Annotated in this window: 3 protein-coding genes (1 of these 3 only partly in view); all 3 read left to right on the top strand. The window is 64.8% G+C overall.

Features of this window, described 5'->3' with window-relative positions; all coding sequences use genetic code 11:
• Tightly spaced (each overlapping or abutting the next), the 3 genes in view from ACIQAL_RS07135 to ACIQAL_RS07125 form a layout consistent with a single transcriptional unit that may run on beyond the window.
• Nucleotides 1-9224: the 3' portion of an amino acid adenylation domain-containing protein gene (locus ACIQAL_RS07135; protein ID WP_401144021.1), read on the top strand. The gene continues 508 nt to the left of window position 1, outside the view; only the last 9224 of its 9732 coding nucleotides appear in the window; its start codon lies beyond the left edge, outside the window; it ends in the stop codon at nucleotides 9222-9224.
• Nucleotides 9224-25387 (top strand): non-ribosomal peptide synthase/polyketide synthase, encoded by a 16164-nt coding sequence (locus ACIQAL_RS07130; protein ID WP_401144019.1) that lies wholly within the window; start codon nucleotides 9224-9226, stop codon nucleotides 25385-25387. The genes ACIQAL_RS07135 and ACIQAL_RS07130 overlap by 1 nt, the downstream gene beginning before the upstream one ends.
• Nucleotides 25380-26789 (top strand): aspartate aminotransferase family protein, encoded by a 1410-nt coding sequence (locus ACIQAL_RS07125; protein WP_401144017.1) that lies wholly within the window; start codon nucleotides 25380-25382, stop codon nucleotides 26787-26789. The genes ACIQAL_RS07130 and ACIQAL_RS07125 overlap by 8 nt, the downstream gene beginning before the upstream one ends.

Raw genomic sequence — 26789 nt, 5'->3', positions numbered from 1 at the left:
CCTTTTTGCAATACACCTCGGGGTCCACCAGCGCGCCAAAAGGCGTGATGGTCTCTCACAACAACCTCATGGCCAACGAAGTCGCCATGGCCCGGCACTTCGTCACCGACGCCTCCACCGAAAGCTGGGTGAGCTGGCTGCCGCTCTACCACGACATGGGCCTGATGTGCGGCCTGCTGCTGCCGCTGTACTACGGCGGCACCCTGACGCTGATGTCGCCGAATTATTTCCTTGGTCGCCCGGCGCGCTGGCTGGAAGTGATGAGCGAATACAACGGCACCTTCTCCGGCGGCCCGGATTTCGCCTATCGCCTGTGCGTCGAGCGGGTGAAGCCGAGCGCGGTCAAGGGCCTCAAGCTGGACCACTGGAGCCTGGCGTTTTCCGGCTCCGAGCCGATTCGCATCGCCACGCTGGACGCCTTCAGCGAGCACTTCGCAGCCGCCGGTTTCGACCGCCGCGCCCTGACCCCGAGTTATGGCCTCGCCGAAGCGACGTTGTTCGTCAGCGCCGCCCACCGGGCCGTGCCCTTCGGCATCAAGCGGTTCGACGGCAGTCAGCTCGCTGCGGGTGATGCCGACGAAGCGCTGTTCGCCCACCAGAACGCGACGAGTCGTTTGCCCGGTTGCGGCTGGTGCCGCGACGACCATGGGCTGCGCATTGTCGACCCCGCCAGTCAGGCCGTTTTGCCGGAAGGGCAGGTCGGCGAAATCTGGATCGGCGGCCCCAGCGTTGCCGAAGGCTACTGGCAGAACCCCGAGGCCACCGCGCAGACCTTTGTGCAGCAAGACGGCCAGCGCTGGCTTCGCAGCGGCGACCTTGGCATCGCCAGCGGTGGCGAGCTGTTCATCACCGGCCGCCTCAAGGATCTGATCATTCTCAACGGCCAGAACCTTTATCCGCAGGACATCGAACAGTCGCTGGAAAAAACCGTCGAGCTGCTGCGTCGCGGGCGTATCGCCGCATTCCCGGTGACCGATGAACAAGGCGCGGAAGGCGTCGGCCTGGCGCTGGAAATCAGCCGCAACGTGCGCCGCCTGATGAAGCCGCAGATGATCTGCGACGCCGTCCGCGATGCCGTGTCGGAACTGTTTCTCGTGGCACCGAAAGTCATCGTGCTGCTGGAACCCGGCGCCTTGCCGCGCACCACCAGCGGCAAATTGCAACGCTCCGCCTGCCGCGTCGGCTGGCAGAACGGCAGCCTCGACAGCTTCGCGGTCTGGCAGGACGGTCGTCTGCTGGACGTCGAGGGCGAGCCGGTGGATGACGTCTCGCTGTTGCCCGAAGTGGTCGCCGCATGGCGAGAAGTGCTGGGAAAGGATGAGCTGAAAGCCGCCGACCATTTCTTCGCCCGTGGCGGCGATTCGGTCGGCGTTGCGCAGGTATTGTCGCGCCTCAACAGCGAGCTGGGCCTGAAGCTGGAACCCGCGCACCTGTTCGAACACCCGACGCTTGGTGCATTCAGCGCCCACGTTGCAAGCCAAACCCGCACCGCTGAGCGTACCCCCGCCGTAACGCGGATTTCCCGCGATACCGCGCCTGAGCAGTCGTTCGCTCAACAACGCTTGTGGTTCCTCGCGCAACTGGAACCGGACAGCAGCGCCTATCACCTGTGTGGCCAGTTGAGCCTGAGCGGCGCCATCGACGACGTCGCCTTGCAACACAGTTTCGACGAGCTGGTCGCCCGCCATGAAAGCCTGCGCACCACCTTCGCCATCGACGCCAACGAAGTGCTGGTGCAGCGCATCCACGGCGCCCAGCCGGTGGTCATCGAACAGCACGACTTGAGCCTGCACGCACAACCCCTCGAAGCTTTGGGCGAACTGGCCAAGGCCGCCGTCGAGCAACCCATGGACTTGCAGACCGGACCGTTGTGGCGCGTGCTCAACGTGCGGCTAGCCCCCGGTCAGCAGCAACTGGTGCTGGTGCTGCATCACATCATCGCTGACGGCTGGTCAGTGCAGGTCATCCTCAAGGACTTCGCGGCGCTCTACAGCGCTCACGCCAAAGGGCAGGTACCAGCGCTGGCGCCACTGCCGATTCAATACGCCGACGTCGCCGCCTGGCAACGCCAGCGCCTGGCAGGGGGCGAAGGTGAGCGGCAACTGGCCTACTGGCGTGAGCGTCTGGGGGACACCCAGCCGGTGCTCACCTTGCCAGCGGATCGTCCACGTCCTGCGCAACAAAGCCACCGTGGCGCCCGCTATGCCCTCGCGTTCGACAGTGCGCTGAGCCAAGGCTTGCGCGACCTCGCCAGTGCTCACGGCGCGACGCTGTTCATGGTCATGCTCGCGGCCTACAAAACCCTGTTGCAGCGCTACAGCAGCCAGACCGACCTGCGCGTCGGCGTGCCTGTGGCAGGGCGGACTTGCACCGAAGCCGAAGGCCTGATCGGGCTGTTCGTCAACACGCTGGTGCTGCGCACCGAAGTCTCACCGCTGCACTCGTTCAGCACGTTGATCGACGCGGTCAAACACACCGCGTTGGGTGCCCAGAACCATCAGGACTTGCCGTTCGAACACCTGGTCGAAGCCTTGGGCGTGTCCCGCAACCTCAGTCACAACCCGCTGTGCCAGGTGAAATTCACCCAGCAATTCCCGCTGCCACAGAACCTTGAAATGGGCGGCATGCGCATGGACGTGAACCAGCTGGATGACTTCTCCGCGCACTTTGACCTGGGGTTGGACATCACCGACAGCGACGAAGGTATTCAGGCGGTTTTCACCTACGCCTGCGACCTGTTCGACGAACCAAGCATCGCCGGTTTTGCCGCCGACCTGGTGCGCCTCTGCGCGCAAGTCGTGGCAGACCCCAACGCGCGACTGGCAGACCTGAAAGTGTCTGCCGTGCCGTCACAGCTGAAGGCCGAGCGGGTGTCATTCCCGGCCACCAACGTGCTGACGCTGTGGAATGCCAGTGTCAGCGCGCAGCCTCAAACGCTGGCATTGCAGGGTGAAGATCACGGCATCGATTTCGCCACTGCCGACGCTGACGCCAATCGACTCGCCCAGCACCTGCGCGCTTCCGGTGTGGGCGCGGAAAGCCGCGTCGGCCTGCTGCTGGAACGCTCGGTGGAGTTCGTCGTCGGTGTGCTGGCGATCCTCAAGACCGGCGCTGCCTACGTGCCGCTGGACCCGAAATGGCCGGCCGAGCGTCAGGCGTTCGTGTTGGCTGACAGCGGCGCTCGCTGGCTGATCAGCGATGCGCCTGCGCCTGCCGATTTCAGCGGCGAGGTCATCGGCGTTGAGGCGGCGGCCATGTGGCGTTGCCAATTGGCCACGGCGCTGAACCTGCCGCTGCACCCTGAACAAGCCGCGTACCTGATCTACACCTCCGGCACCAGCGGCACGCCGAAGGGCGTGGTCATCAGCCACGGCGCGCTGGCCGATTACGTGCAGGGCTTGCTGTCGCGTCTGTCATTGGACGCTGACGCGAGCATGGCCATGGTCTCCACGGTAGGTGCCGACTTGGGCCACACCGTGCTGTTCGGCGCCCTGTGTTCGGCGCGCACGCTGCACCTGATCAGCCCGGAACGCACCACTGACGCCGACCGCTTTGCCGCGTACATGGCGGCTCACAACGTGGGCGTGCTGAAAATCGTGCCGACCCATTTGAGCGGCCTGCTGCAAGCAGCCAATCCTGCCGACGTGCTGCCGGAGCAGGCGTTGATTCTTGGCGGCGATGCCTTGCCGTGGGAGCTGGTGGCGCAGGTCAAATGCTTGAAACCGGCGTGCCGCGTCATCAACCACTACGGCCCGACCGAAACCACGGTCGGCGTGCTGAGCAACGAGCTGGCAGAACTCCAGACCGCAGCCGACAGCGCCCCCATTGGCCGTCCGCTGCCCAACGCTACTGCGCTAATCCTCAACGAGCAGCTGGAACCGGTGGTGCAGGGCGACGTCGGCGAGCTGTACATCGGCGGACCGGGCCTGGCGCGGGGGTATCACGACCGCCCGGCCATGACCGCCGCCGTGTTCATTCCCGACCCGAGTGGCCGTGGCCGTCGCCTGTACCGCAGCGGCGACCGGGCGCGACTGTTGGCCAACGGGCAGATTCAATTCCTCGGGCGCGCCGACGACCAGGTCAAGGTCCGCGGTTACCGCGTGGCCCTGGGGGAAATCGCCCAGCGCCTGCGTCAGCTGGACGGCCTGCGTGACGCCCATGTGCGGGTCGACGACCGCGGCCAATTGATCGCCTATGCCTTGATCGCCAAAGGGACGCAAACCGACGGCGAAGCCCTGCGGGCGCAACTGGCCAAGCGCCTGCCGGATTACATGGTGCCTAGCCACGTGCTGACGCTGGAAGCCTTCCCGGTCACGCCCAACGGCAAGCTCGATCATGCCGCGCTGCCTGCGCCGCACACAGTCTCCCAGACCTTCGAAGCCCCCCGTGAAGGTGTCGAAGCCACGTTGGCCGCGCTGTGGGAAAACGCGCTCAACGTTGAATCCGTAGGCCGTCACGACAATTTCTTCACCCTCGGTGGCGACTCGATTCTCAGCCTGCAAATCATCGCCCGCGCCCGCCGTCAGGGCATTCGCCTGACGCCCAAGCAATTGTTCGAAAAACAGACCATCGCCGAGCTGGCCCAAGTGGCGGTGCTGGCCGACGCCAAACCGGTCGCTGCCCCCGTGTCTGCGCCGGTAATGCCCCGTGATTTCGCGTTGACCCCGATTCAGGCGCGTTTCTTTGCCTTGCCCGTTGCGCAGCGTTCCCACTGGAACCAGTCACTGTTGCTGAACCTGCCGAACGCATTGGACATCAGCGTCTTGCAACAGGCCCTGGCCGTGCTGTTGGCGCATCACGACAGCCTGCGCCTGAGCTTTCATCAAAGCGACGACGGCCAATGGCAGCAGCGCTATCGCGAGACCGAAACCGCCGAGCGATTGCTGTGGACCTGCGAGCTGAGCCGCGAAGAAGACCTCGCGTCCCTCAGCGACGAAGCCCAGCGCAGTCTCAACATTGAGACCGGTCCGCTGCTGCGCGTGGTCCATGCCCGTCTGCCGTCGGGTGAGGGGCGGCTGCTGATCGCCATCCATCACCTGGCCGTGGACGGCGTGTCATGGCGCGTGCTGCTGGAAGACTTGCAACACGCCTACAGCCGCTTGGTGGTGGGGCAATCGGTCGCGCTGGCCGAAAAAACCGCAAGCTTCCAGCGCTGGTCGCAGTCCCTGCATAAGCTGGCGCGCAGCCCTGAACTGGCCGCGCAGTTGCCCCATTGGCAGGAGCTGTCAGCCGCCGACGCCTGCCTGCCGGGCGACACCTCGGTTCACAGCCTGATCGGCGCGGGCGACACGATCAGCCTGACCCTCGATGCACAGGACACCCGTCGCCTGCTCAGCGAAGCCCCGGCGGCGTATCGCACCCGCATCGACGACCTGTTGTTGGCCGCGCTGTCTCAAGCGTTGTGGCAGTGGAGCGGGCGTCGGCGTCATGTCATCAGCCTCGAAGGCCATGGCCGTGAAGACGTCTTTGAAAACGGCAACGCGCTGGACCTGAGCCGCAGCGTCGGCTGGTTCACCAGCCTGTACCCGGTGGCGCTGGAGGCGGATGACGACGCCATTGCCACGCTCAAATCGGTCAAGGAAGCCGTGCGTGCCGTGCCGGAAAAAGGCCTTGGCTACGGTGTTCTGAAATACCTCGCCGGGGCCGATTTGCCCGAGCTGGTGGGGCAGGGCGTGACCTTCAATTACCTCGGTCGTTTTGACGACAGTTTCGGTGATTCCGGGGACGCGCTGTTCTCGCTGTCGAGCCAAACCCTCCAGCACCTGCGGGACCCGAAAGGCCCACTGGCCAACGCCTTGGCCATCGACGGTCAGGTGCGCGGCGGCCAGTTGCACCTGGACTGGACCTTCAGTCGCGAGCGTTTCAGTCGCGAAACCATCGAGCAACTGGTGGCGCTGTATCGTGCGCAGCTGGTGCAGTTGATCAATCATTGCAGCGACGAGCACAACGCCGGCCTGACCCCGTCGGACTTCCCGCTGGCGGGCCTCACCCAAACGCAACTGGACGCCCTGGCGATTCCAGCGCGGGAGATCGAAGACATCCTGCCATTGGCGCCCATGCAGCAAGGGATTCTGCTGCACAGCCTGTTGGAACAGGGCAACGGCATCTACCTGATGCAAGACCAGTACGCCGTCGGCAGCGACGTGATTTTCGAGGCGTTCAAACACGCGTGGCAGCAGGTGGTGCAGCGCCATCCAGCCTTGCGCACGGCATTCCACGGGCTGGAAAGCGGCGTGCAGCGTCAGGTGGTCATGCGCCGCGTGCCGTCGCCTGCGCAACTGATCGACCTCAGCCATTTGTCCCGCGCTGCCGCCGAGGCCGAGCTGGAAGCGCTGCTCAGCGCCGAGCGCGAACAGGGCTTTGATTTCGCCAAGGCGCCGTTGCTGCGTCTGCGTTTGGTGAAGTTTGGCGCGGCGGATTTCCGCATCGTGCAGAGCCACCACCACGCGCTGATCGATGCCTGGTGCCGGGGGTTGATGCTTACCGAGTTCTTCGCCCACTACCGCGCGTTTCTGGAAGGGCGCCACGTCAGCTTGCCTGCCGCTCGCCCGTATCGGGATTTCCTCGCCTGGCTTGCCGAGCAGGATGAAGCGGTCAGCCGCGATTACTGGCGCGAGGCGCTGGCCGGGTTCACCGACGTTACGCCGCTGCCGTACCGTCACAGTCCTCACGGTGAGCCGCAGATGCGCGACGTGACCCTGGCCCTCGGTAACGCGCAGACCGCCAGACTGGCCGATCAGGCCCGTCAGCATCGTCTGACCGCCAACACCTTCGTGCAGGCCGCGTGGGCTTTGCTGCTGATGTGTCACAGCGACCGCGACGACGTGGTGTTTGGCGTCACCGTGGCCGGTCGTCCCACTGAACTGGAAGGCATCGAAGGCGCGTTGGGGCTGTTCATCAACACGTTGCCATTGCGCATTCGGCGTCCGGGTCTGGGCGCATCGGCGCTGGACCTGCTCAACGCGTTGCAGGCGCAAAACGCCGAAATGCGTCAGCACGAACACCTGTCGCTGGCCGACATTCAGCTGCTGGCGGACACCCCGCGCGGTCAGCCGCTGTTCGACAGCCTGTTCGTCTTTGAAAGCGTTCCGTTGGGCGCCGAGGTTCAGCAGGCCGTGAACGAATACCGCATCCAACCGCTCGCCAACCGCACTCACACCAACTACCCGTTGACCGTGGTGCTGCTGCCCGGCGAGTCCCTGCAATTGCAGCTGACTTACGACACCCGCCACTTCAACGACGGCGACATGAACACGCTGGTCGGCCACTTCCGTCGCCTGCTCGCACAGCTGATCGACAACCCGCAACAGACCCTCAGCCAATTGCAGGTGCTGGAACAGGCCGAGCGCGAGCAACTGCTGGAACAGGGCCAAGGCCCGGTGCAAAAACATTGGTACGACATCAGCTACCTGGAGCGTTTCGAGTCGCGGGTGCAGGCCCATCCGACACGGGAAGTGGCGCGATGCCAAGGCGAGAGCCTGAGCTACGACGCGCTCAATCGTAGCGCCAACCGCATCGGTCACGGCCTGATCGCAGAGGGGGTGCGGGGCGATGATGTGGTGGCGCTGTTCGCTCCCCGTGGCCTGCCGTTGCTGAGCATGATCGTCGGCGCGTTCAAGGCCGGTGGCGCGTACCTGGCACTGGACGATCGTCATCCCGCGAGCCGCAGTGCGCGCATGCTGGTGAGCAGCGCCGCGCCCGTGTTGCTCACGCCCCGTGACTGTCTGGCTCAGGTCGAGGCGATTCTGGCGCTGATGGAGAACCCGCCTCGCCTGCTGATGCTCGAAGACCTGCTGGCCAACGACCGCGACGACAATCCCGGCCGCTACGCCAGCGCCGAGCAGCTCGCCTACGTGATCTACACCTCCGGCTCCACCGGCGAGCCGAAAGGGGTGATGGTCAACCAGCGCGGCATGCTCAACAACCAGATGTCGAAGCTGCCGTACCTGCGATTGGGCGAGGGCGATGTGATTGCTCAAACCGCCGCCACCGGGTTCGACATTTCGGTGTGGCAGTTCCTCACGGCGCCGCTGTTCGGCGGTCGCGTGGAAATCCTGCCGGACGCCGTGGTGCATGACCCGCAACGGCTGCTGGAAGAAGTGGTCGCCCACCACGTCAGCGTTTTGGAATGCGTGCCCGCCGTGATCGACGGCATGCTCGCGGTCGTCCCCCATCGGCTCGACGCCTTGCGTTGGCTGATTCCGACCGGCGAGGCGCTGACGGTGGACCTGGCGACCCGCTGGTTCAATCGCTACCCGAACGTGCCGCTGGTCAACGCCTATGGCCCGGCCGAATGCGCCGACGACGTGGCGCTGCATACCCTCACCGGCGCACCGGCCGCAAAGGCCAACATGCCCATCGGCCGCCCCACCGACAACAACCGTTTGTACGTGCTGGATTCCAGCCTGCAACTGGCGGCACCGGGCGTAGTGGGCGAGCTGTACATCGGTGGCGTGGGCGTCGGTCGCGGTTATGCGGCGCGCCCTGGCCTTACCGCCGAGCGCTTCCTGCCGGACCCATTCGGTGAACCGGGGGCGCGTCTGTACCGCAGCGGCGACCTGGCGCGCTGGAATGCCGAGGGCACGCTGGAATACGTGGGCCGGGCCGACTTCCAGGTGAAGATTCGCGGCCAGCGCATCGAGCTGGGGGAAATCGAAAGCGTCCTGCTGGCTCAACCGTCGGTGCGCGACGCCGTGGTCAGCGCGCAACCCACGCCCCACGGCCCGCAATTGGTGGCCTACGTGGTCGCCGAAGCGGAGCAGGCGTTGTCCGCCGACGTGCTGAAAACCGCGCTGGCGCAAGCGCTTCCCGCGTTCATGGTCCCGGCCCACGTGATGCTGCTGGCGCGTCTGCCGCGCAACGCCAACGGCAAACTCGACCGCAAGGCGCTGCCAACGCCGACCGTGGAGGAACGCCATTTCGAAGCGCCTGTGGGCGAGCGCGAGGAAGTCCTCGCCGAACTCTGGCAAAGCCTGCTGAAAGTCGAGCGGGTGGGGCGCGACGACAACTTCTTTGAACTGGGTGGGCACTCGCTGCTGGCGACGCGTCTGTTGTCACGCATCCGCGAGCGCCTCGGGGTGAGCATTCCGCTGGCGCAAGCCTTCGAAGCAACCACCGTCGCCGCGCAGGCGGCCCTGATCGACACCTTGCAGGGGCAGACCCTGACGCTCGACCGGCTCGATGCCCTGGACGAGTTCATGAATGAGCTGGAGGAAAGCAACTGATGTCGCAACCGAGCATGACTTCGCAAAGCAAGCTGCTGGCCCTCGCCACACGCTTCCTCAGCCTCAACGCCGCGCAACGTCGGGTGTTTCTGGGCAAGCTGCGCGAGCAGGGGCTGGATGCATCGGCCTTGCCGATTCCGCCGGGGGTGGCGGGGGAGCGCAGTCCGACGTCGTTCTCCCAGCAGCGGTTGTGGTTCCTCGAACAGCTGGAACCGGGCAACAGCACCTATCACTTGCCGGGTGCCTTGCGCCTGAAAGGCACGCTGAATGTGGCCGCCGTGCAGTCCGCGTTTGCACGCGTGGCCGAGCGGCATGCCAGCCTGCGCACGGTGTTCGGCACCGCTGAAGACGGCACGCCGGAACAGGTGATTCAGGCGTCCCAGCTAATGCCGTTCGAACAGGTGCACGCCGCTGATGAGGGTGAACTGCAAGGGCTGGCCGATGCCTTCGCCCGGCGCCCGTTCGACCTCGCCCAAGGCCCGTTGTGGCGGGTGGCGCTGGTCACGTTGAGCGATGACGAACACGTGCTGCTGGTCTGCCTGCACCACATCATCGCTGACGGCGGGTCGATTCAGGTGCTGTTGCTGGACTTCGTTCAGGCCTACCGCGCGTATCTCGAAGGTGACGACGACGCCCTTGAGCCGTTGCCCTTGAGTTATGCCGACGTCGCCCTCTGGCAGCGGGCCTGCCTGGACGCGGGCGAGGCGGACCGTCAGCTCGATTACTGGAAACAGCAGCTCGGCGATGAGCCACCGGTGCTGGAATTGCCCGCCGACCGACCCCGCCCGGCGCGCCAGAGTTTTCGCGGCGCACGCCTGCCGTTCAGCGTCGACGCCACGCTCTCGGCACGCCTGCGCGAACTGGCGAAACAGCGCGGCACGACCTTGTTCACTGTAATGCTCGCCGCGTATCAGGTGCTCCTGCACCGGCTGAGCGGGCAGCACGATTTGCGCATCGGCGTGCCGATTGCCGGGCGTCAGCGCGCAGAAACCGAGGGGCTGATCGGCTTTTTCGTCAACACCCAGATTCTGCGTGGCGAGGTCACGGCCGATGCCACGTTCCACCAGATCATCGACAACGTTCGCCTGGCCTCCCAAGGCGCGCAGGCGAATCAGGATTTACCGTTCGAACAACTCGTGGACGCGCTGGCGCCCGAGCGCAGCCTGAGCCACAACCCGCTGTTTCAGGTGCTCTACAACCATCAACAGCGTCAGGACGAAGCGCTGCAATTGATGCCTGGCCTCAATGCGACCCTGATGCCGCTGGACAGCGGCAGCGCGCAGTTCGACCTGGCGTTACACACGTGGGAAAACGCGGCCGGTGAGCTGGCGGGTAACTGGAATTACGCGACGGACGTGTATGACGACACCACCGTTGAGCGCTTGCATCAGCGGTTCGTGCAGCTGTTTGCGCAGTTGCTGGAGCGGCCTGAGGCGGCGATTGGTGATGTTGAATTATTGGATGCGCAGGACCGGGCGCAGTTGGTTGAGGTGAACGATACGGCGCGGGATTGGGGTGCTGAATCGTTGTTGGTGCATCGTCAATTTGAGCGTCTGGCAAAGCTGCACCCTGACCGTGAAGCGTTGCGGTGTGGGGATCAGGTGCTGACGTATCAGCAGCTGGACCAGCGCGCCAATCAGCTTGCCCATTACCTGCGCGGGCAGGGCGTTGGGCGGGAATCGCTGGTGGGCGTAGCGGCGTTGCGCTCGGTGGAAATGGTCGTGGCGTTGTACGCCGTGGTGAAGGCGGGCGCTGCCTATGTGCCGCTGGACCCTGAGTACCCGGTGGATCGCCTGCGTTACATGCTGGAGGACGCGCGGATTGGGCTGCTGTTGAGTCACGATGCGGTGATCGACGATCTGCCCGTGGTGGAAGGCTTGCGGGTGCTGAATCTGGATCGACTGGCTGCTGACGATCAACCGATCACGGCGCCGGATGTGGAAATTCAACCCGAACAACTGGCCTACATGATTTACACCTCCGGCTCGACCGGCCAACCGAAGGGCGCGGGCAACACCCATGCCGCGCTGTTCAATCGTCTGGCGTGGATGCAGGACGCCTACGGTTTGGAGGCCACCGACGCCGTGCTGCAAAAAACACCCTTCAGCTTTGACGTCTCGGTGTGGGAGTTTTTCTGGCCGCTGATGGTCGGTGCGCGGCTGGTCATGGCGCAGCCCGGTGATCATCGTGATCCTGCGTCGCTCTCGGCTTTGATCAAACAGCACACGATCACCACGCTGCACTTCGTTCCGTCGATGCTGGCCGCCTTCATGGCCCAGGACGATCTGTCGGGCTGCGAATCACTGAAACGCATCGTCTGTTCCGGCGAAGCCCTGCCTGCCGATCTGGCGCGGGAAACCCTGCAACGTCTGCCGAACGCGGGCCTGTTCAACCTCTACGGCCCGACTGAAGCGGCCATCGACGTGACGCACTGGACGTGCACCCCTGAACCCGGCGCTTCGGTGCCGATCGGCCGCCCGATCAGCAACCTGCAAATCCACATCCTCGACAGCCGCCTCAGCCCACAACCCATCGGCGTACCCGGCGAGCTGTACATCGGCGGCGCTGGCCTGGCTCGCGGCTACCACCAACGTCCGAGCCTCACCGCCGAACGTTTCGTCGCCAGCCCGTTTGGCAACGGCGAGCGGCTGTACCGCACCGGCGACCTGGCGCGCTGGCGTGCGGACGGGGCTGTCGAGTACCTGGGCCGTCTCGACCACCAGATCAAACTGCGTGGCCTTCGCGTGGAAATCGGAGAAATCGAAGCGGCGTTACTCGATCATCCGGCGATCAGCGAAGCCGTCGTGGTCGCCCGCCAACTCGCCACCGGTACGCAGCTCGTGGGCTACCTCGTTGCCCAAGCGTTCGACGAAGAACACCTGCGCACCCAATTGAAACAACGCCTGCCGGACTACATGGTCCCGGCCCATCTGGTCACGCTGGAAAAATTCCCGCTGTCGGCCAACGGCAAACTGGACCGCAAGGCACTCCCGCAACCGCAGCTGCAACAACGGGCCTTCGAAGCTCCACTGGAAGGCGTCGAAAGCGAACTGGCAGAACTGTGGCAAGACCTGCTCGGCGTGCAGCAAGTCGGGCGTCAGGACAATTTCTTCGCCTTGGGCGGCGATTCGATCCTCAGCCTGCAAATCATCTCCCGCGCCAAGAAGCGCGGCATTCAGCTGTCGCCCCGGCAGATGTTTGAGCGCCAGACCATCGCCGAACTGGCCCAGGTCGCGCAGGTGGTGGATCGCGATGAGGCCGCCGCGTTGGCGCGCATCGCGTACAACCGCGACATTCCGCTCACGCCGATCCAGCATTGGTTTTTCGAGCAGCCAATGCGCCAACGCAGCCACTGGAACCAGTCGCTGCTGCTGACCCCGACCGAAGCGCTGGAAACCCCGGCGCTGGCTCAAGCCCTGCACGCGTTGATCACTCATCACGACGCCCTGCGCATGAGCTTCACGCAACAGGACAACGGCCACTGGCAGCAACGCTATCGCGTCGAAGAGAGCGCCGAGGGACTGCTGTGGCAGCGCGAAGTCAGCACCGATCAGCTGACTCACGCCTGTGACGAAGCCCAGGCCAGCCTCAACCTCAAGGACGGCCCGCTGCTGCGCGCCGTGCATTTAAAACTGGCCGAAGGTGGCGAGCGCCTTTTGTTGGTGGTGCATCACCTGGTGGTGGACGGGGTTTCGTGGCGGCTGCTGCTGGAAGACCTGCACAACGCGTATACCCAGGCCCAGGCCGGACTGAACGTCGATCTGGGGGAGAAGGGCCTGCCGTTCCAGCGCTGGGCCAACCGCTTGCTGGACTTTGCCTACAGCGACGCCGTGCTGGCCGAGGCCGACTACTGGCGCAACCTGCCACCTGCGCCGCCACTGCCGTGCGCCAACCCTCAAGGCAAGGCGCAGCAAAGCGTCGTGCAGCAGCAACACCTGCAACTGGACGCCGCCCGAACCCACGCGCTGCTCAATGAAGCCCCCGCGGCCTATCGCACGCAGATCAACGACCTGCTGCTGACCGCACTGACCCGTGCGCTGCAACGCTGGAGCGGCGAACCCCGTGCGTTGATTGCGCTGGAAGGCCACGGCCGCGAAGACCTGTTCGACGGTGTCGACCCCTCGCGTACCGTGGGTTGGTTCACCAGCCTGTACCCGGTCAGCCTGCACGCCCACGACAGCCTCGATGCGGCGCTGAAACACACCAAAGAAACCCTGCGTGCCGTGCCCCACGGCGGCGTCGGCTACGGCCTGCTGCGTCACCTGCGTGGCGAAGCATTGCCGTCGCTGGAAAGCTGCGTGCTGTTCAACTACATGGGTCGCGTGCAAAACAGCAGCGGCCTGTTCACTCTGGCCCACGAAAGCAGTGGCGCCCAACGCGCCGCCGACGCGCCGTTGGCCTGCGAGCTGTCCCTTGATGCGCAGGTGCGCGACGGCCAGTTCACTCTGACGTGCAGCTACAGCGGCGAACGTCACGACAGCGCGTCGATTCAGCACCTGCTCGACGCCTACGCTGTGGCGTTGAACGAAGTGATCGAGCACTGCCGCGCTCACTCGGCCGTGACCCCGTCGGACTTCCCGGCGCTGTCGCTGACTCAGGCGCAGCTCGATGCACTGCCGGTCGCCGCCCGCCACATCGAACAGCTGTACCCGCTGACGCCGATGCAACAGGGCCTGTTGTTTCACAGCGAACTCAGCGCTGTGCAGTCCGGCGACGATGCGCGAGACCTGTACATCAATCAGGTGGCGCTGGATGTCGATCACCTGCCGCTGGCCCGCTTCACATCGGCATGGACGGCGGCGGTGCAACGTCACCCGATCCTGCGGGCGTCGTTCCTGCGCCTGAGTGGCAGCCAGCAACCGGTCCAGCTGGTTCGCCGCGACGCCGTGCTGGCAGTGCGCGAGCTGGATTTGCGCAGCAGCACTGAATCGCTGTCCGACATACTGGCCGCCGAGCGTGAAACCCCGTTCGACCTGCACCAAGCGCCGCTGATGCGCGTGCTGCTGGTGCGCCAGAGCGACACACTGTGGAAACTGGTCTGGACGTTCCACCACATCCTGCTCGACGGCTGGAGCAGTGCGGCGGTGCTGGGCGAGGTGATTCAAGCCGCGATGTCCGACACCGCGCCGATGCCGGCCGGGCATTACGGCGATTACGTCGAGTGGCTGCTGAGCCGCGACGCCGAGCGCAGCGCGCAGTTCTGGCAGACCCACCTGGCCGGTTTCGAACAGCCGACCCTGATGGCGACGGCCCTGACCGCGCCGATGTCGGCCAACGGCGAACCGCTGCCGACCCAGGTGCGGGTCACGTCGATGGACCTGAACAGCGAACTGCTCAACAGCGCCGCCCGCCGTCAGCGCGTCACCGCCAACACCCTGATTCAAGCGGTTTGGGTGCTGCTGTTGCAGCGTTACACCGGGCAAAAACGTGTGGCCTTCGGCGCCACCGTGTCGGGTCGCTCGGCCGAGGTGCCGGGCATCGAGCGCATGCTCGGGCTGTTCATCAACACCCTGCCACTGGTGCAAGCGCCGGACGCGCAGCAGAAGGTCGGCGACTGGCTCAACGACCTGCAAGCGCACAACCTTGAACTGCGCGAGCACGAACACACGCCGCTGTTCGAAGCCCAGCGTTTCGCCGGGCATGCCGGGCGCGACCTGTTCGACAGCCTGGTGGTGTTCGAGAACTACCCGGTGGACGCCGTGCTGCGCGACAAGCAGGCAGGCAGCGTGAACATCGGGGCCGTCGAACTCAGCGACAAAACCCACTACCCACTGAGCCTCGCGGTGGTGGCGGGCGAGCGTGCGCACATTCACGTCAACTACCACAGCAACGTGTTCAGCGCCGAACAGATCGACCGCCTGTGCGGCCATTTTCAAGCGTTGCTGGACGGCATTTGCCGCTTTCCAGAAGCGCGCATTGGCGACCTGTCGATGCTCACCGAGCGCGACGTCCGCGAGATGCACGCCTGGAACACGCCGCCGTTCTCGCCGTACGTGGACCGCCCGATTCATGAGTTGATCGCCGATCACGCCCGCTTGCGTCCCGAGGCGATTGCGCTGGTCCATGGCGAACAGCGCCTGACCTTCGCCGAGTTTGACCGCCGCGCCAACCAACTGGCCCACGCCCTGCGCGCTCGCGGCATCGGCACGGAAGTGCGGGTGGCGATCGCCATGGAGCGTGGGGTCGATTTGTGGGTGTCGTTCATGGCGGTGCTGAAGGCGGGTGGGGCGTACATTCCGCTGGACCCGGATTACCCGACCGAACGTTTGCGCTACATGCTGGAGGACGGCGGCGTGAAACTGCTGATCTCCCACGATGCGGCATTGAATCGCGTGCCGGTGGGCGACGTGCCGTTGCTCAATCTGGATCAGCTCGATGTTTCATCTGAACCGCACACTGCGCCCGACGTTGTGATCCATCCGCAACAGCTGGCCTACCTGATCTACACCTCAGGCTCGACCGGCAAACCCAAAGGCGCGGCCATCGCCCACGCCGACATATCGATGCACATCCAGACCATCGGCGAGCGTTACCGCTTCACCGCCGAGGACCGCAAGTTTCACTTCCTGTCGATCAGCTTCGACGGCGCTCATGAAGGCTGGATGATGCCGATGTGTTACGGCGCTCGGGTCGTGTTGCGCGACCAGGAACTGTGGAGCGTCGAACAGACCTACGACACGCTGATTCATGAAGGCATCACGGTTGCGTCTTTCCCGCCGAGTTATCTGCGCCAGCTCTCCGACTGGGCCGGTTTGCAAGGCAAAGGCCCGGGGGTGAAAACCTATTGCTTCGCCGGTGAAGCCTTCAGCCGCGAAATGCTCCATGACGTGATTCGCAATTTGCAGCCGCTGTGGATCATCAACGGCTACGGCCCGACCGAAACGGTGGTCACGCCAACGTTGTGGCTGGCCTCTTCGGAGGCTGCCGATTTCACCACGGCCTACGCGCCGATTGGTGATTTGGTCGGTGATCGTCAGGGCTACGTGATGGACGCGGATTTGAACCCGCTGCCTCAAGGCATCGCGGGCGAGCTGTACCTAGGGGGCGCTGTCGCACGGGGCTATCTGGACCGTCCGGGTGCCACCGCTGAACGCTTTCTGCCGCACCCGTTCCGCGCCGGTGAACGCATCTACCGCAGCGGCGACCGTGTGCGTCTGAACAGCGAAGGTCTGCTGGAGTACCTGGGCCGCATCGACCACCAGATCAAGATTCGCGGTTTCCGCATCGAGGCCGGTGAAATCGAGGCGGCGTTGAAGGGTTGCGAGGGTGTGCGCGAGGCGCTGGTCATCGTCCGCGACGGGGCGAGCGGCAAACAGTTGCTCGGCTATGTCGGCGGTGATGTGGACGGCAACGACCTGAACGACGAGCGGATCAAACAGCACCTCAAGGTGACCCTGCCGGAGTACATGATTCCGGCGCACATCATCGTCATGGCGCGCCTGCCGCAACTGCCCAACGGTAAGCTCGACCGCAACGCGCTGCCGGACCCGCAGGTCAGTTCCAGCGACTATCAGGCCCCGCAAGGCCCGCTGGAACAGCAGCTCGCGGCGTCCTGGCAATCGCTGCTGGGCCTCGAAGCCGTCGGTCGCAACGATCACTTCTTCGAACTGGGTGGCCATTCGTTGCTGGCGATGCAGCTGATCTCGCGCCTGCGCCATGAACACGACCTGAGTGTGCCGCTGCGGGCGTTGTTCGACGCGCCGCGTCTGGTGGATTTCGCCCTGCGCATCGCGCAGCGGGAACAGCCGGACACGCAATTGGCGCTGACCTCGCGTCATGCGACCCGTGCCGTGCAGTCCTTCTCGCAACAGCGGCTGTGGTTCCTCGACCAACTGCAACCGGGCGGCCACGCCTACAACCTGCCGGGGGCCGTGCGCCTGCGCGGCGACCTCAACGAAGTCGCGTTGCAGTCGGCGTTCGATGGGCTGGCAGCCCGTCATGAAGTGCTGCGCACCCGCTTCGTCGCGGGCGACGGCGTGCCGTTGCAGCAGATCGAACCGGCCAGTGCGGTGCAGATCGAGCGTCTGGACCTCTGCCACGAAACGGATGCTGAAACCGCGTTCAATACGCTGGCGCAGGCCTTCGTCAAACGTCCCTTTGATCTTTCGCACAGCCCGGTCTGGCGTCTGGCGCTGGTGCGGGTCGCGGCGGATGAACAGCGTCTGCTGCTGTGCCTGCACCACATGATCTCTGACGGCTGGTCGGTCCGCGTGCTGTTGCAGGAATTCAGCGAGCTGTACCGCGCCGCAGTGGAAAACCGTTCGCCGGAGCTGGCGCCGTTGCCCGTGCAGTATGCAGACTTTGCGGTCTGGCAACGCGAATGGCTGGCGGCGGGCGAGGGCGAGCGCCAACTGGCGTACTGGACACAGCAGCTCGGCGACGAGCACCCGGTGCTGGAATTGCCCACCGACCGGCCGCGTCCGGCCCAGCAGAGTTATCAGGGTGATCGCCTGCTGTTCGGCTTCGATGCCGCATTCAGCCAGCGCCTGCGTGCGTTCGCCAAGGCCCAGGGCGTCACGCCGTTCATGGCGATTCTGTCGGCCTATCAAGTGCTGCTGCATCGTCTGAGCGGGCAGAACGACCTGCGCATCGGCGTACCGATTGCCGGGCGCTCGCAGCTGGAAGTGGAAGGATTGATTGGCTTCTTCGTCAGCACCCAGGTGCTACGTGCCGAGGTGTCTGCCGATCTGACTTTCCACGACGTGTTGGCGCTGGCCAAGGCAACGACCCTCGGCGCCCAGGCCCATCAAGACCTGCCGTTCGAGCAACTGGTGGAAGCGCTGCAACCGGACCGCAGCCTGAGCCACAACCCGCTTTTCCAGGTCGCGTACGACCATCAGCAACGGGACTTCGAACCGCTCGCCGACCTGACGGGGCTGTCCGCTGAGGTGCTGCCGTTGGCCGATGGCAGCAGCCAGTTCGACCTGGCGCTGAACACGTGGGAAGACGTGGACGGTTCGTTGGGCGGGTCGTGGAATTACGCAACGGACCTGTTTGATCACCGCAGCGTCGAGCGTTTGCATCAGCGTTTCGTGCAGCTGTTCGATGAGTTGCTCAAGCGGCCTGAGGCGGCGATTGGCGATGTTGAACTGCTGGATGCGCAGGACCGGGCGCAGTTGGTTCAGGCCAATGACACCGTTCGTGATTGGGGCGTTGATGGGCTTGTCGTGCATCGTCAGTTCGAGCGTCTGGCGCAGTTGCACCCTGAACGTGAAGCGTTGCGTTGTGGGGAGCAGGTGCTGACGTATCGGCAGCTGGATCAGCGTGCCAACCAACTCGCTCATTACCTCCGAGGGCAGGGCGTGGGCCGGGAATCACTGGTGGGCGTGGCAGCGTTGCGTTCGGTGGAAATGGTCGTTGCGCTGTATGCGGTGGTGAAGGCCGGGGCTGCCTATGTGCCGCTGGACCCTGAGTATCCGGTGGATCGCCTGCGTTACATGCTGGAAGACGCGGGGATTGGTTTGCTGTTGAGCCACGATGCGGTGATCGATGACCTACCGGTTATTGACGGGTTGCAGGTGCTGAATCTGGATCGACTGGCTGCCGACGATCAACCGATCATGGCGCCGGATGTGGAGATTCACCCCGAACAACTGGCCTACATGATCTACACCTCCGGCTCGACCGGCCAACCGAAGGGTGCAGGCAACACGCACGCCGCGCTGTTCAACCGGCTGGCGTGGATGCAGAACGCTTACGGTTTGGACGCCTCCGACGCCGTCTTGCAAAAAACACCCTTCAGCTTCGACGTCTCGGTGTGGGAGTTTTTCTGGCCGCTGATGGTCGGTGCGCGGCTGGTCATGGCGCAGCCGGGGGATCATCGCGACCCTGCGTTGCTCACGGCTTTGATCAAACAGCACACAATCACCACGCTGCACTTCGTTCCGTCGATGCTCGCTGCGTTCATGGCTCAAGAAGACCTGTCCGGCTGCGCTTCGCTGAAACGCATCGTTTGCTCCGGCGAAGCATTGCCTGCCGATCTGGCGCGGGAAACCCTGCAACGTCTGCCGAACGCGGGCCTGTTCAACCTCTACGGCCCGACTGAAGCGGCCATCGACGTGACCCACTGGACTTGCACCACTGAGCCTGGCGCTTCGGTGCCGATTGGCCGCCCGATTGCCAACTTGCACGTCCACATCCTCGACAGCCGCCTGAACCCGCAACCCATCGGCGTGCCGGGCGAGCTGTACATCGGCGGCGCTGGCCTCGCTCGCGGCTACCACCAACGTCCGAGCCTCACCGCCGAACGTTTCGTCGCCAGCCCGTTCGGCAACGGCGAGCGTCTGTACCGTACGGGGGATCTGGCACGCTGGCGTGCCGACGGCGCGGTTGAATACCTGGGACGCCTCGACCACCAGATCAAACTGCGTGGCCTTCGCGTGGAAATCGGCGAGATCGAAGCGGCGCTGCTGGATCATCCGGCGATCAGCGAGGCCGTGGTCGTCGCCCGTCAACTCGCCACCGGTACGCAGCTCGTGGGCTATCTGGTTGCAGACATGTTCGACGAAGAGCAGCTGCGCAGCCAACTGAAGCAACGCCTGCCGGACTACATGGTTCCGGCACATCTGGTGACGCTGGAAAAATTCCCGCTGTCGGCCAACGGCAAACTGGACCGCAAGGCACTCCCGGAACCGCAGCTGCAACAACAAACCTTCGAAGCCCCGCTGGAAGGCGTTGAAAGCGAACTGGCAGAACTCTGGCAAGACCTGCTCGGCGTGCAGCAGGTCGGCCGTCAGGACAATTTCTTCGAACTCGGCGGGCATTCATTGCTGGCCATCCAGTTGGTGGCGCAGATCCGGCGCGACCTTAAGCTGGAGCTGCCGTTGCGGGCGCTGTTCGAGTCGCCGGTGCTGGTCGATCTCGCGCAGTTCCTCAACACCCGCGCCGAGCAAGCGGCCATGCCTGTGTTGTTGCCCCGCGTTGAGCGTGAATTTGCGCCGCAGTCGTTCGCGCAACAGCGGCTGTGGTTCCTCGCGCAACTGGAGCCGGAGAGCGCTGCGTACAACCTGCCGTGCGTGCTCAACCTGAGCGGCACGCTGAAGGTCGATGCCTTGCAGCGCAGCTTCGATGGGCTGGCGGCACGTCACGAAAGCCTGCGCACCTGCTTCGCGCCGGGTGAGCAGGGCGTGCCGCTGCAACGCATTCTGCCGGTCGGCTCCGTGCAGATCGCCCGCCATGACCTGCGGGACAGCGTCCAACCGGAGGCCGACTTCGCCGAACTGGCCCAGGGCTTCATGAACCAACCGTTCAATCTCGACGCCGATGTCGCGCCTTGGCGTGTAGGGCTGGCGCGGGTGGCCGATGATCAATGGCGCCTGCTGCTGTGCATGCACCACATCATCTCCGATGGCTGGTCGGTGCAGGTCATGCTCGACGACTTCGCGCAGCTGTACCGCGCGTTCTCTGAAGGCATCGATGCGCAATTGCCGACCCTTACGATTCAATACGCCGACTACGCCGCCTGGCAACGTGACTACCTGAGCGGTCGTGAGCGTGAGCGGCAATTGAGCTGGTGGCGCGAGGCGTTGGGCGACGAGCAGCCGGTGCTGGAATTGCCGTCTGACCGTTCCCGTCCCGTCGAGCGCGACGGCAAGGGCGGGCGCCACGCCTTCGTGTTGCCGCAGGACCTTGCCGACCGGCTGCGGCGCACGGCCAAGGCGCAGGACGCGACGCTGTTCATGCTGTTCCTGGCGTCGTTCGACACTCTGTTGTATCGCCTCAGCGGCCAGCGCGACCTGCGCATCGGTGTGCCGGTGGCGGGGCGTGCTGACCTGCAAACCCAAGGCCTGATCGGCTTCTTCGTCAACACCCTGGTGCTGCGAGCGCAGGTCAGCGGCGGTCAGCCGTTTACCCAATTGTTGGCCCAAGTGAAGGACAACTTGTTGGGCGCCCATGCTCATCAGGACCTGCCGTTCGAGCAATTGGTGGAAGCGCTGCAACCGGCGCGCAGCCTGAGCGTCAACCCGCTGTTCCAGGTGAGTTACAACCACCAGCAACAGCCGGACATGTCCCGCCTGCAATTCGATGGCCTGAGCATCGAAGCGCAGCAGTGGGACATCAAAGGCGCGCAGTTCGACCTGGTGCTCGGCACCTTTGAACATCAGGACGACCGCCTCAGCGGCTACCTTGATTACGCCACCGATCTGTTCGACGCCTCCACGGTGGCGCGTCTGTACGATCAACTGTTGACCGTGCTGAACGCCGTATGCGCCGCGCCGGGCACCGCCATCGGCGATCTGCCGTTGCTCAGTGAGGCCGACCTCGCGGCGCTGGATCGATGGAACACGCCGCTGTTCTCGCCATACGTGGATCGCCCGATTCATGAGCTGATTTCCGATCACGCCCGCTTGCGTCCTGACAGCATCGCGCTGGTCCACGGCGAACAACGCCTGACCTTCGCCGAGTTTGACCGCCGCGCCAACCAGTTGGCCCACGCCCTGCGGGCTCGCGGCATCGGTACGGAAGTGCGGGTGGCGATTGCCATGGAGCGCGGCGTCGATTTGTGGGTGTCGTTCATGGCGGTGCTGAAAGCGGGCGGGGCGTACATCCCACTCGACCCGGATTACCCGACCGAACGCCTGCGCTACATGCTGGAAGACGGCGGTGTGAAGCTGCTGATCTCCCACGATGCGGCATTGAATCGCGTGCCGGTGGGCGACGTGCCGTTGCTCAATCTGGATCAGCTGGACATTACAGCTGAACCGCACACTGCGCCCGACGTTGTGATCCATCCGCAACAGCTGGCCTACCTGATTTACACCTCAGGCTCAACCGGCAAACCCAAAGGCGCGGCCATTGCCCATGCCGACATTTCAATGCACATCCAGACCATCGGCGAGCGTTACCGCTTCACCGCCGAAGACCGCAAATTCCACTTTCTGTCGATCAGCTTCGACGGTGCTCATGAAGGCTGGATGATGCCGATGTGTTACGGCGCTCGTGTCGTGTTGCGCGATCAGGAGTTGTGGAGCGTCGAGCAGACCTACGACACGCTGATTCGCGAAGGCATCACCGTGGCCTCGTTCCCGCCAAGCTACCTGCGTCAGCTGTCGGACTGGGCCGGTTTGCAGGGCAAAGGGCCAGGGGTGAAAACCTATTGCTTCGCCGGTGAGGCGTTCACCCGCGAAATGCTCCACGATGTGATTCGCAATTTGCAGCCGCTGTGGATCATCAACGGCTACGGCCCGACCGAAACGGTGGTCACCCCAACGCTCTGGCTGGCGTCCTCGGAAACGGCGGACTTCACCACGGCCTATGCGCCAATCGGCGACTTGGTCGGTGATCGTCAGGGCTACGTGATGGACGCGGATTTGAACCCGCTGCCCCAAGGCATTGCCGGTGAGCTGTATCTCGGCGGCGCTGTCGCACGGGGCTATCTGGACCGTCCGGGCGCCACGGCTGAACGCTTCCTGCCGCACCCGTTCCGCGCCGGTGAACGCCTCTACCGCAGCGGCGACCGCGTGCGTCTGAACAGCGAAGGGCTGCTGGAGTATCTGGGCCGCATCGATCACCAGATCAAGATTCGCGGTTTCCGCATCGAGGCCGGTGAAATCGAAGCGGCGTTGAAGGGTTGCGACGGCGTGCGTGAGGCTTTGGTCATCGTCCGTGACGGGGCGAGCGGTAAACAGTTGCTGGGCTATGTCGGCGGAGATGTGGGCGGCAATGTCCTCAGCGAAGACAGTCTCAAGCAGCAACTGGGCCGCACGTTGCCGGAATACATGGTGCCCGCTCATATCGTGATCATGGAACGTCTGCCGCAGCTGCCCAACGGCAAGCTCGACCGCAACGCGCTGCCGAATCCGCAGATCAGCAGCCACACCTTCGAAGCGCCTCAAGGCGAGCGCGAAGCGCAATTGGCGCAGGTCTGGCAGCAGTTGCTGCGCATCGACACCGTGAGCCGCCAGGACAGCTTTTTCGAGCTGGGCGGCGATTCGATTCAGTCGCTGGCGGTGATCACCCGCTTGCGTCAGGTCGGTTTGAAACTGGTGCCCAAGGACGTGTTCAGCCACCCACGGCTGAAAGACCTGGCCCTGCGCCTGACAGCGGTTGAAGCCAGCGCGGAAGTGATCGTCGATGAAACACCGACCGGCGAACTGCCGCTGACGCCGATTCAGGCGCATTTCTTCGAACAGTCGATGGTCAGTCGCGGGCACTTTAATCAGGCGCTGCTGCTGGAGGTTCAGCGTCCGGTGGAGGCGTCGGTGCTGGATCGTGCGCTGGACGCCGTGCTACGTCACCACGACGGGCTGAACCTGAGCTTCACACGCCGCGACGATGGCACCTGGCAACAGGCGTATCGCCAGACCCCGGCCAGCGACAGCCTGTGGGTGCGTGATGTGGCCGATGACGCCGGGTTGACGGCGTTGTGTCAGGAGGCGCAACGCAGCCTCGATCTGGAAAACGGACCGCTGTTGCGACTGGTACTGGCGCAGACGGCTCAACGGCAACGCCTGTTGCTGGTGGCCCATCACCTGGCGGTCGATGGCGTGTCCTGGCGTGTGTTGCTGGAAGACCTGTCCCGGGCCTACGCACAACTGGCGTCGGACACGGTCGTCAATCTCGGTCCGAAATCCAGCAGTTACCAGCGCTGGGCGCAGCATCTGGTGCAGGCGGCGCAGGCTCCTGAACGCCAGGCTGAAGCCGCGTGGTGGGCCGCGCAAACAGGGCAGGGCGAGGGCGTCTGGCCGGTGGACCATGCTGAAGGTCGCGCCACCCAGCAAGACCTTGAACAGACGGAGCTCCTCTTGGACGCCGAGCTGACCCGTCGCCTGCTGCGCGAAGCCCCGGCGGCGCTGGAGGCGCGGGTGGATGAGATCCTGCTGGCCGCATTGGCTCAGGCCCTCGGTGGCTGGACCGGTCAACGTGCCAACCTCGTCGCGCTGGAAGGCCACGGTCGTGAAGCGCTCAGCGAAGGGCTGGACGTCGGTCGCACCGTGGGTTGGTTCACCAGCCTGTTCCCGGTGCGGGTCGAGGCCGCGAGCGGCATTCGGCAGACCGTCGAACAGGTGCGCGCCGTCGTACGGGGCCTGCCAGACAAAGGCGTCGGTTTCGGCCTGTTGCGTTACCTGGGCAGCGAATCCGTGCGTCAACGACTGGCCGCCTTGCCGGAGCCGAAGGTGGTGTTCAATTACCTCGGCCAGTTCGATCAGGATTTGGGGGATGGCCGTTTCGCGCCGTCGAAGGTGCCTGCCGGTGACCTGATCGACCCGGCCACGCCACTCAATCGCGAACTGGAAATCAACGGCCAGGTCTTCGCCGGGCAACTGGGGCTGACCTTCCGCTTCAGCGGTCAGCGTTACGAGCGCAAGACCATCGAGCGGCTGCAGGCGGCGTATCGCGCCGCGCTGGTGGCGTTGCTGGATGGCCTGCCGATCAAAGACGCCTCGCCAGCCGCTCAGGCCAAAGCGGCCAGCAACCCTGGCACGCCGAACCCGCTGATCCGCCTGAGCAGCGGTGCCAGCGACAAACCCGCCGTGTTCTGCGTGCACCCGGTCAGCGGCACGGTGGTGGGTTATTACGCGCTGGCGCGGCGTCTTTCGGCGCAGTGGGACGTGTGGGGGATTCAGAACCGTCAGGTGCTGGACGGCCAGTGGCGCGACACGTCCATCGAGCAAATGGCCCGCGACTACGTCAAGGCGTTGCTGGAGCAGCAGCCGTCCGGGACGTATCGCCTGATCGGCTGGTCGATGGGCGGCACGATGGTGCTGGAAATGGCCCGTCTGCTGACCCGCCTGGGCAAGCGCGTGGAATTCGTCGGCCTGATCGACGGCTACGTGCCGGGCGCCGGGCAGCCGCGTCCGCCGGTCCCTGAAACGGCGCCTCAGTCCCTGACTGACGGCGAGGCCGAAGGCGACGAACACTGGCAGCAGTTGCTCGGCGTCGAGCGGCACATGCGCCAGTTGGCCAACCAATGCCGGGACATCCCCGCCCTCCGCGTGCCGGTGTACGCCTGGTGGGCCGAGCGGTCTCCGGAAAACAACGAAAACGCACCGGCTCTTCTGGAGCAGGGCATGGGTGGGCGCATGCGGGTTTCGGCCTGGATCGATGCCGACCACCTCTCGATCGTCCGTGATCAGTCGTTCATTACCCAATTGGCCGAGTCCCTCGCGCAGGTCAACGAGCGCCCTCAGTCCCACGATTTCCAGGAGCAGGAATATGCATAGCCCACGCAACGTGACGTCCATTGGCGAGCTGAGCCCCGAGGCGGCACTGATCAACGCCGATTACCGCTTCGCGCCTACGCCGCGACTGGAGCGGCAGGCCGCCGTGGAGTCCAACGCCCGCAGCTACCCACGGCGCATTCCGCTGGAACTCAAGCGCGCCCAGGGCATTCACGTGCAGGACAGCGAAGGGCGCTGGTTCATCGATTGCCTGGCCGGTGCGGGCACCCTTGCATTGGGCCACAACCACCCTGAGGTGGTGCAGTCGATGCGCGACCTGCTGGACGGCCAGCGTCCACTGCACACCCTGGATTTAATGACCGAGGCCAAGGATGAATTCATCCGCGAGCTGTACGCCTTGCTGCCGCCGGAATTCGCCAAGGACGCGCGCATTCAATTCTGCGGCCCGGCAGGCACCGACGCGGTCGAGGCGGCGCTGAAACTGGTGCGCACCGCCACCGGGCGCAGCAACCTGATGGCCTTCCACGGCGCCTACCACGGCATGACCCAGGGCGCGTTGGGCCTGATGGGCAACCTGGGGCCGAAGGCGTATCTGGGAGGCATGGCCTCGAACGCGCAGTTCCTGCCGTTCCCCTACGACTACCGCTGCCCGTTCGGCGTGGGCGGTGAAGCGGGGGAACGCATCGGCTTGCATTACATCGAGAACCAACTGACCGACCCGGAGAGCGGCGTGCTGCCACCGGCCGGGATGATCCTCGAAACCCTGCAAGGGGAGGGCGGTGTGGTGCCAACCTCGGCCCATTGGCTCCGCGAGATTCGCCGCATCACCCACGACGCCGGGGTGCCGCTGATCCTCGACGAAATCCAGTGCGGTGTGGCGCGCACCGGCAAGCCGTTTGCCTTCCAGCATGCGGGCATCGTCCCGGACGTGCTGGTGCTGTCCAAGGCCATCGGCGGCAGTCAGCCGATGGCGGTGGTGGTCTACAACAAGGCGCTGGACGTCTGGAAACCGGGCTCTCACGCCGGAACCTTCCGTGGCAACCAACTGGCGATGGTCGCCGGTTCCACCACCCTGCGCCTCGTGCGCGAACAGCAACTGGACCAGCACGCGGCCGCCATGGGCGACCGCTTGACCGGCCATCTGCGTGCCCTGCAAAAAGACTACCCGCAGATGGGCGACGTGCGCGGCATGGGCCTGATGCTCGGCGTGGAAATGGTCGATCCCGCAGGGCGTCCGGACCTGCTCGGGCGTTTCCCCCACAGCGGTGAACTGGCGTCGAAGATTCAGCGCCAGTGCCTGCAACGGGGGCTGATCATCGAAGTCGGTGGACGTCACTCCAGCGTCATCCGTTTCCTGCCGCCGCTGATCGTCACCGCGACGCAGATCGACCAGATCGCCGACATCTTCAGTGCCGCCGTATCGGCCGCCGTCCACACCCGTTAA

It is taken from the genome of Pseudomonas sp. NPDC088368, assembly GCF_044753445.1.
Taxonomy (GTDB): Bacteria; Pseudomonadota; Gammaproteobacteria; order Pseudomonadales; family Pseudomonadaceae; genus Aquipseudomonas; species Aquipseudomonas bambusae.
This window is presented reverse-complemented; position numbering and strand designations above follow the sequence as displayed.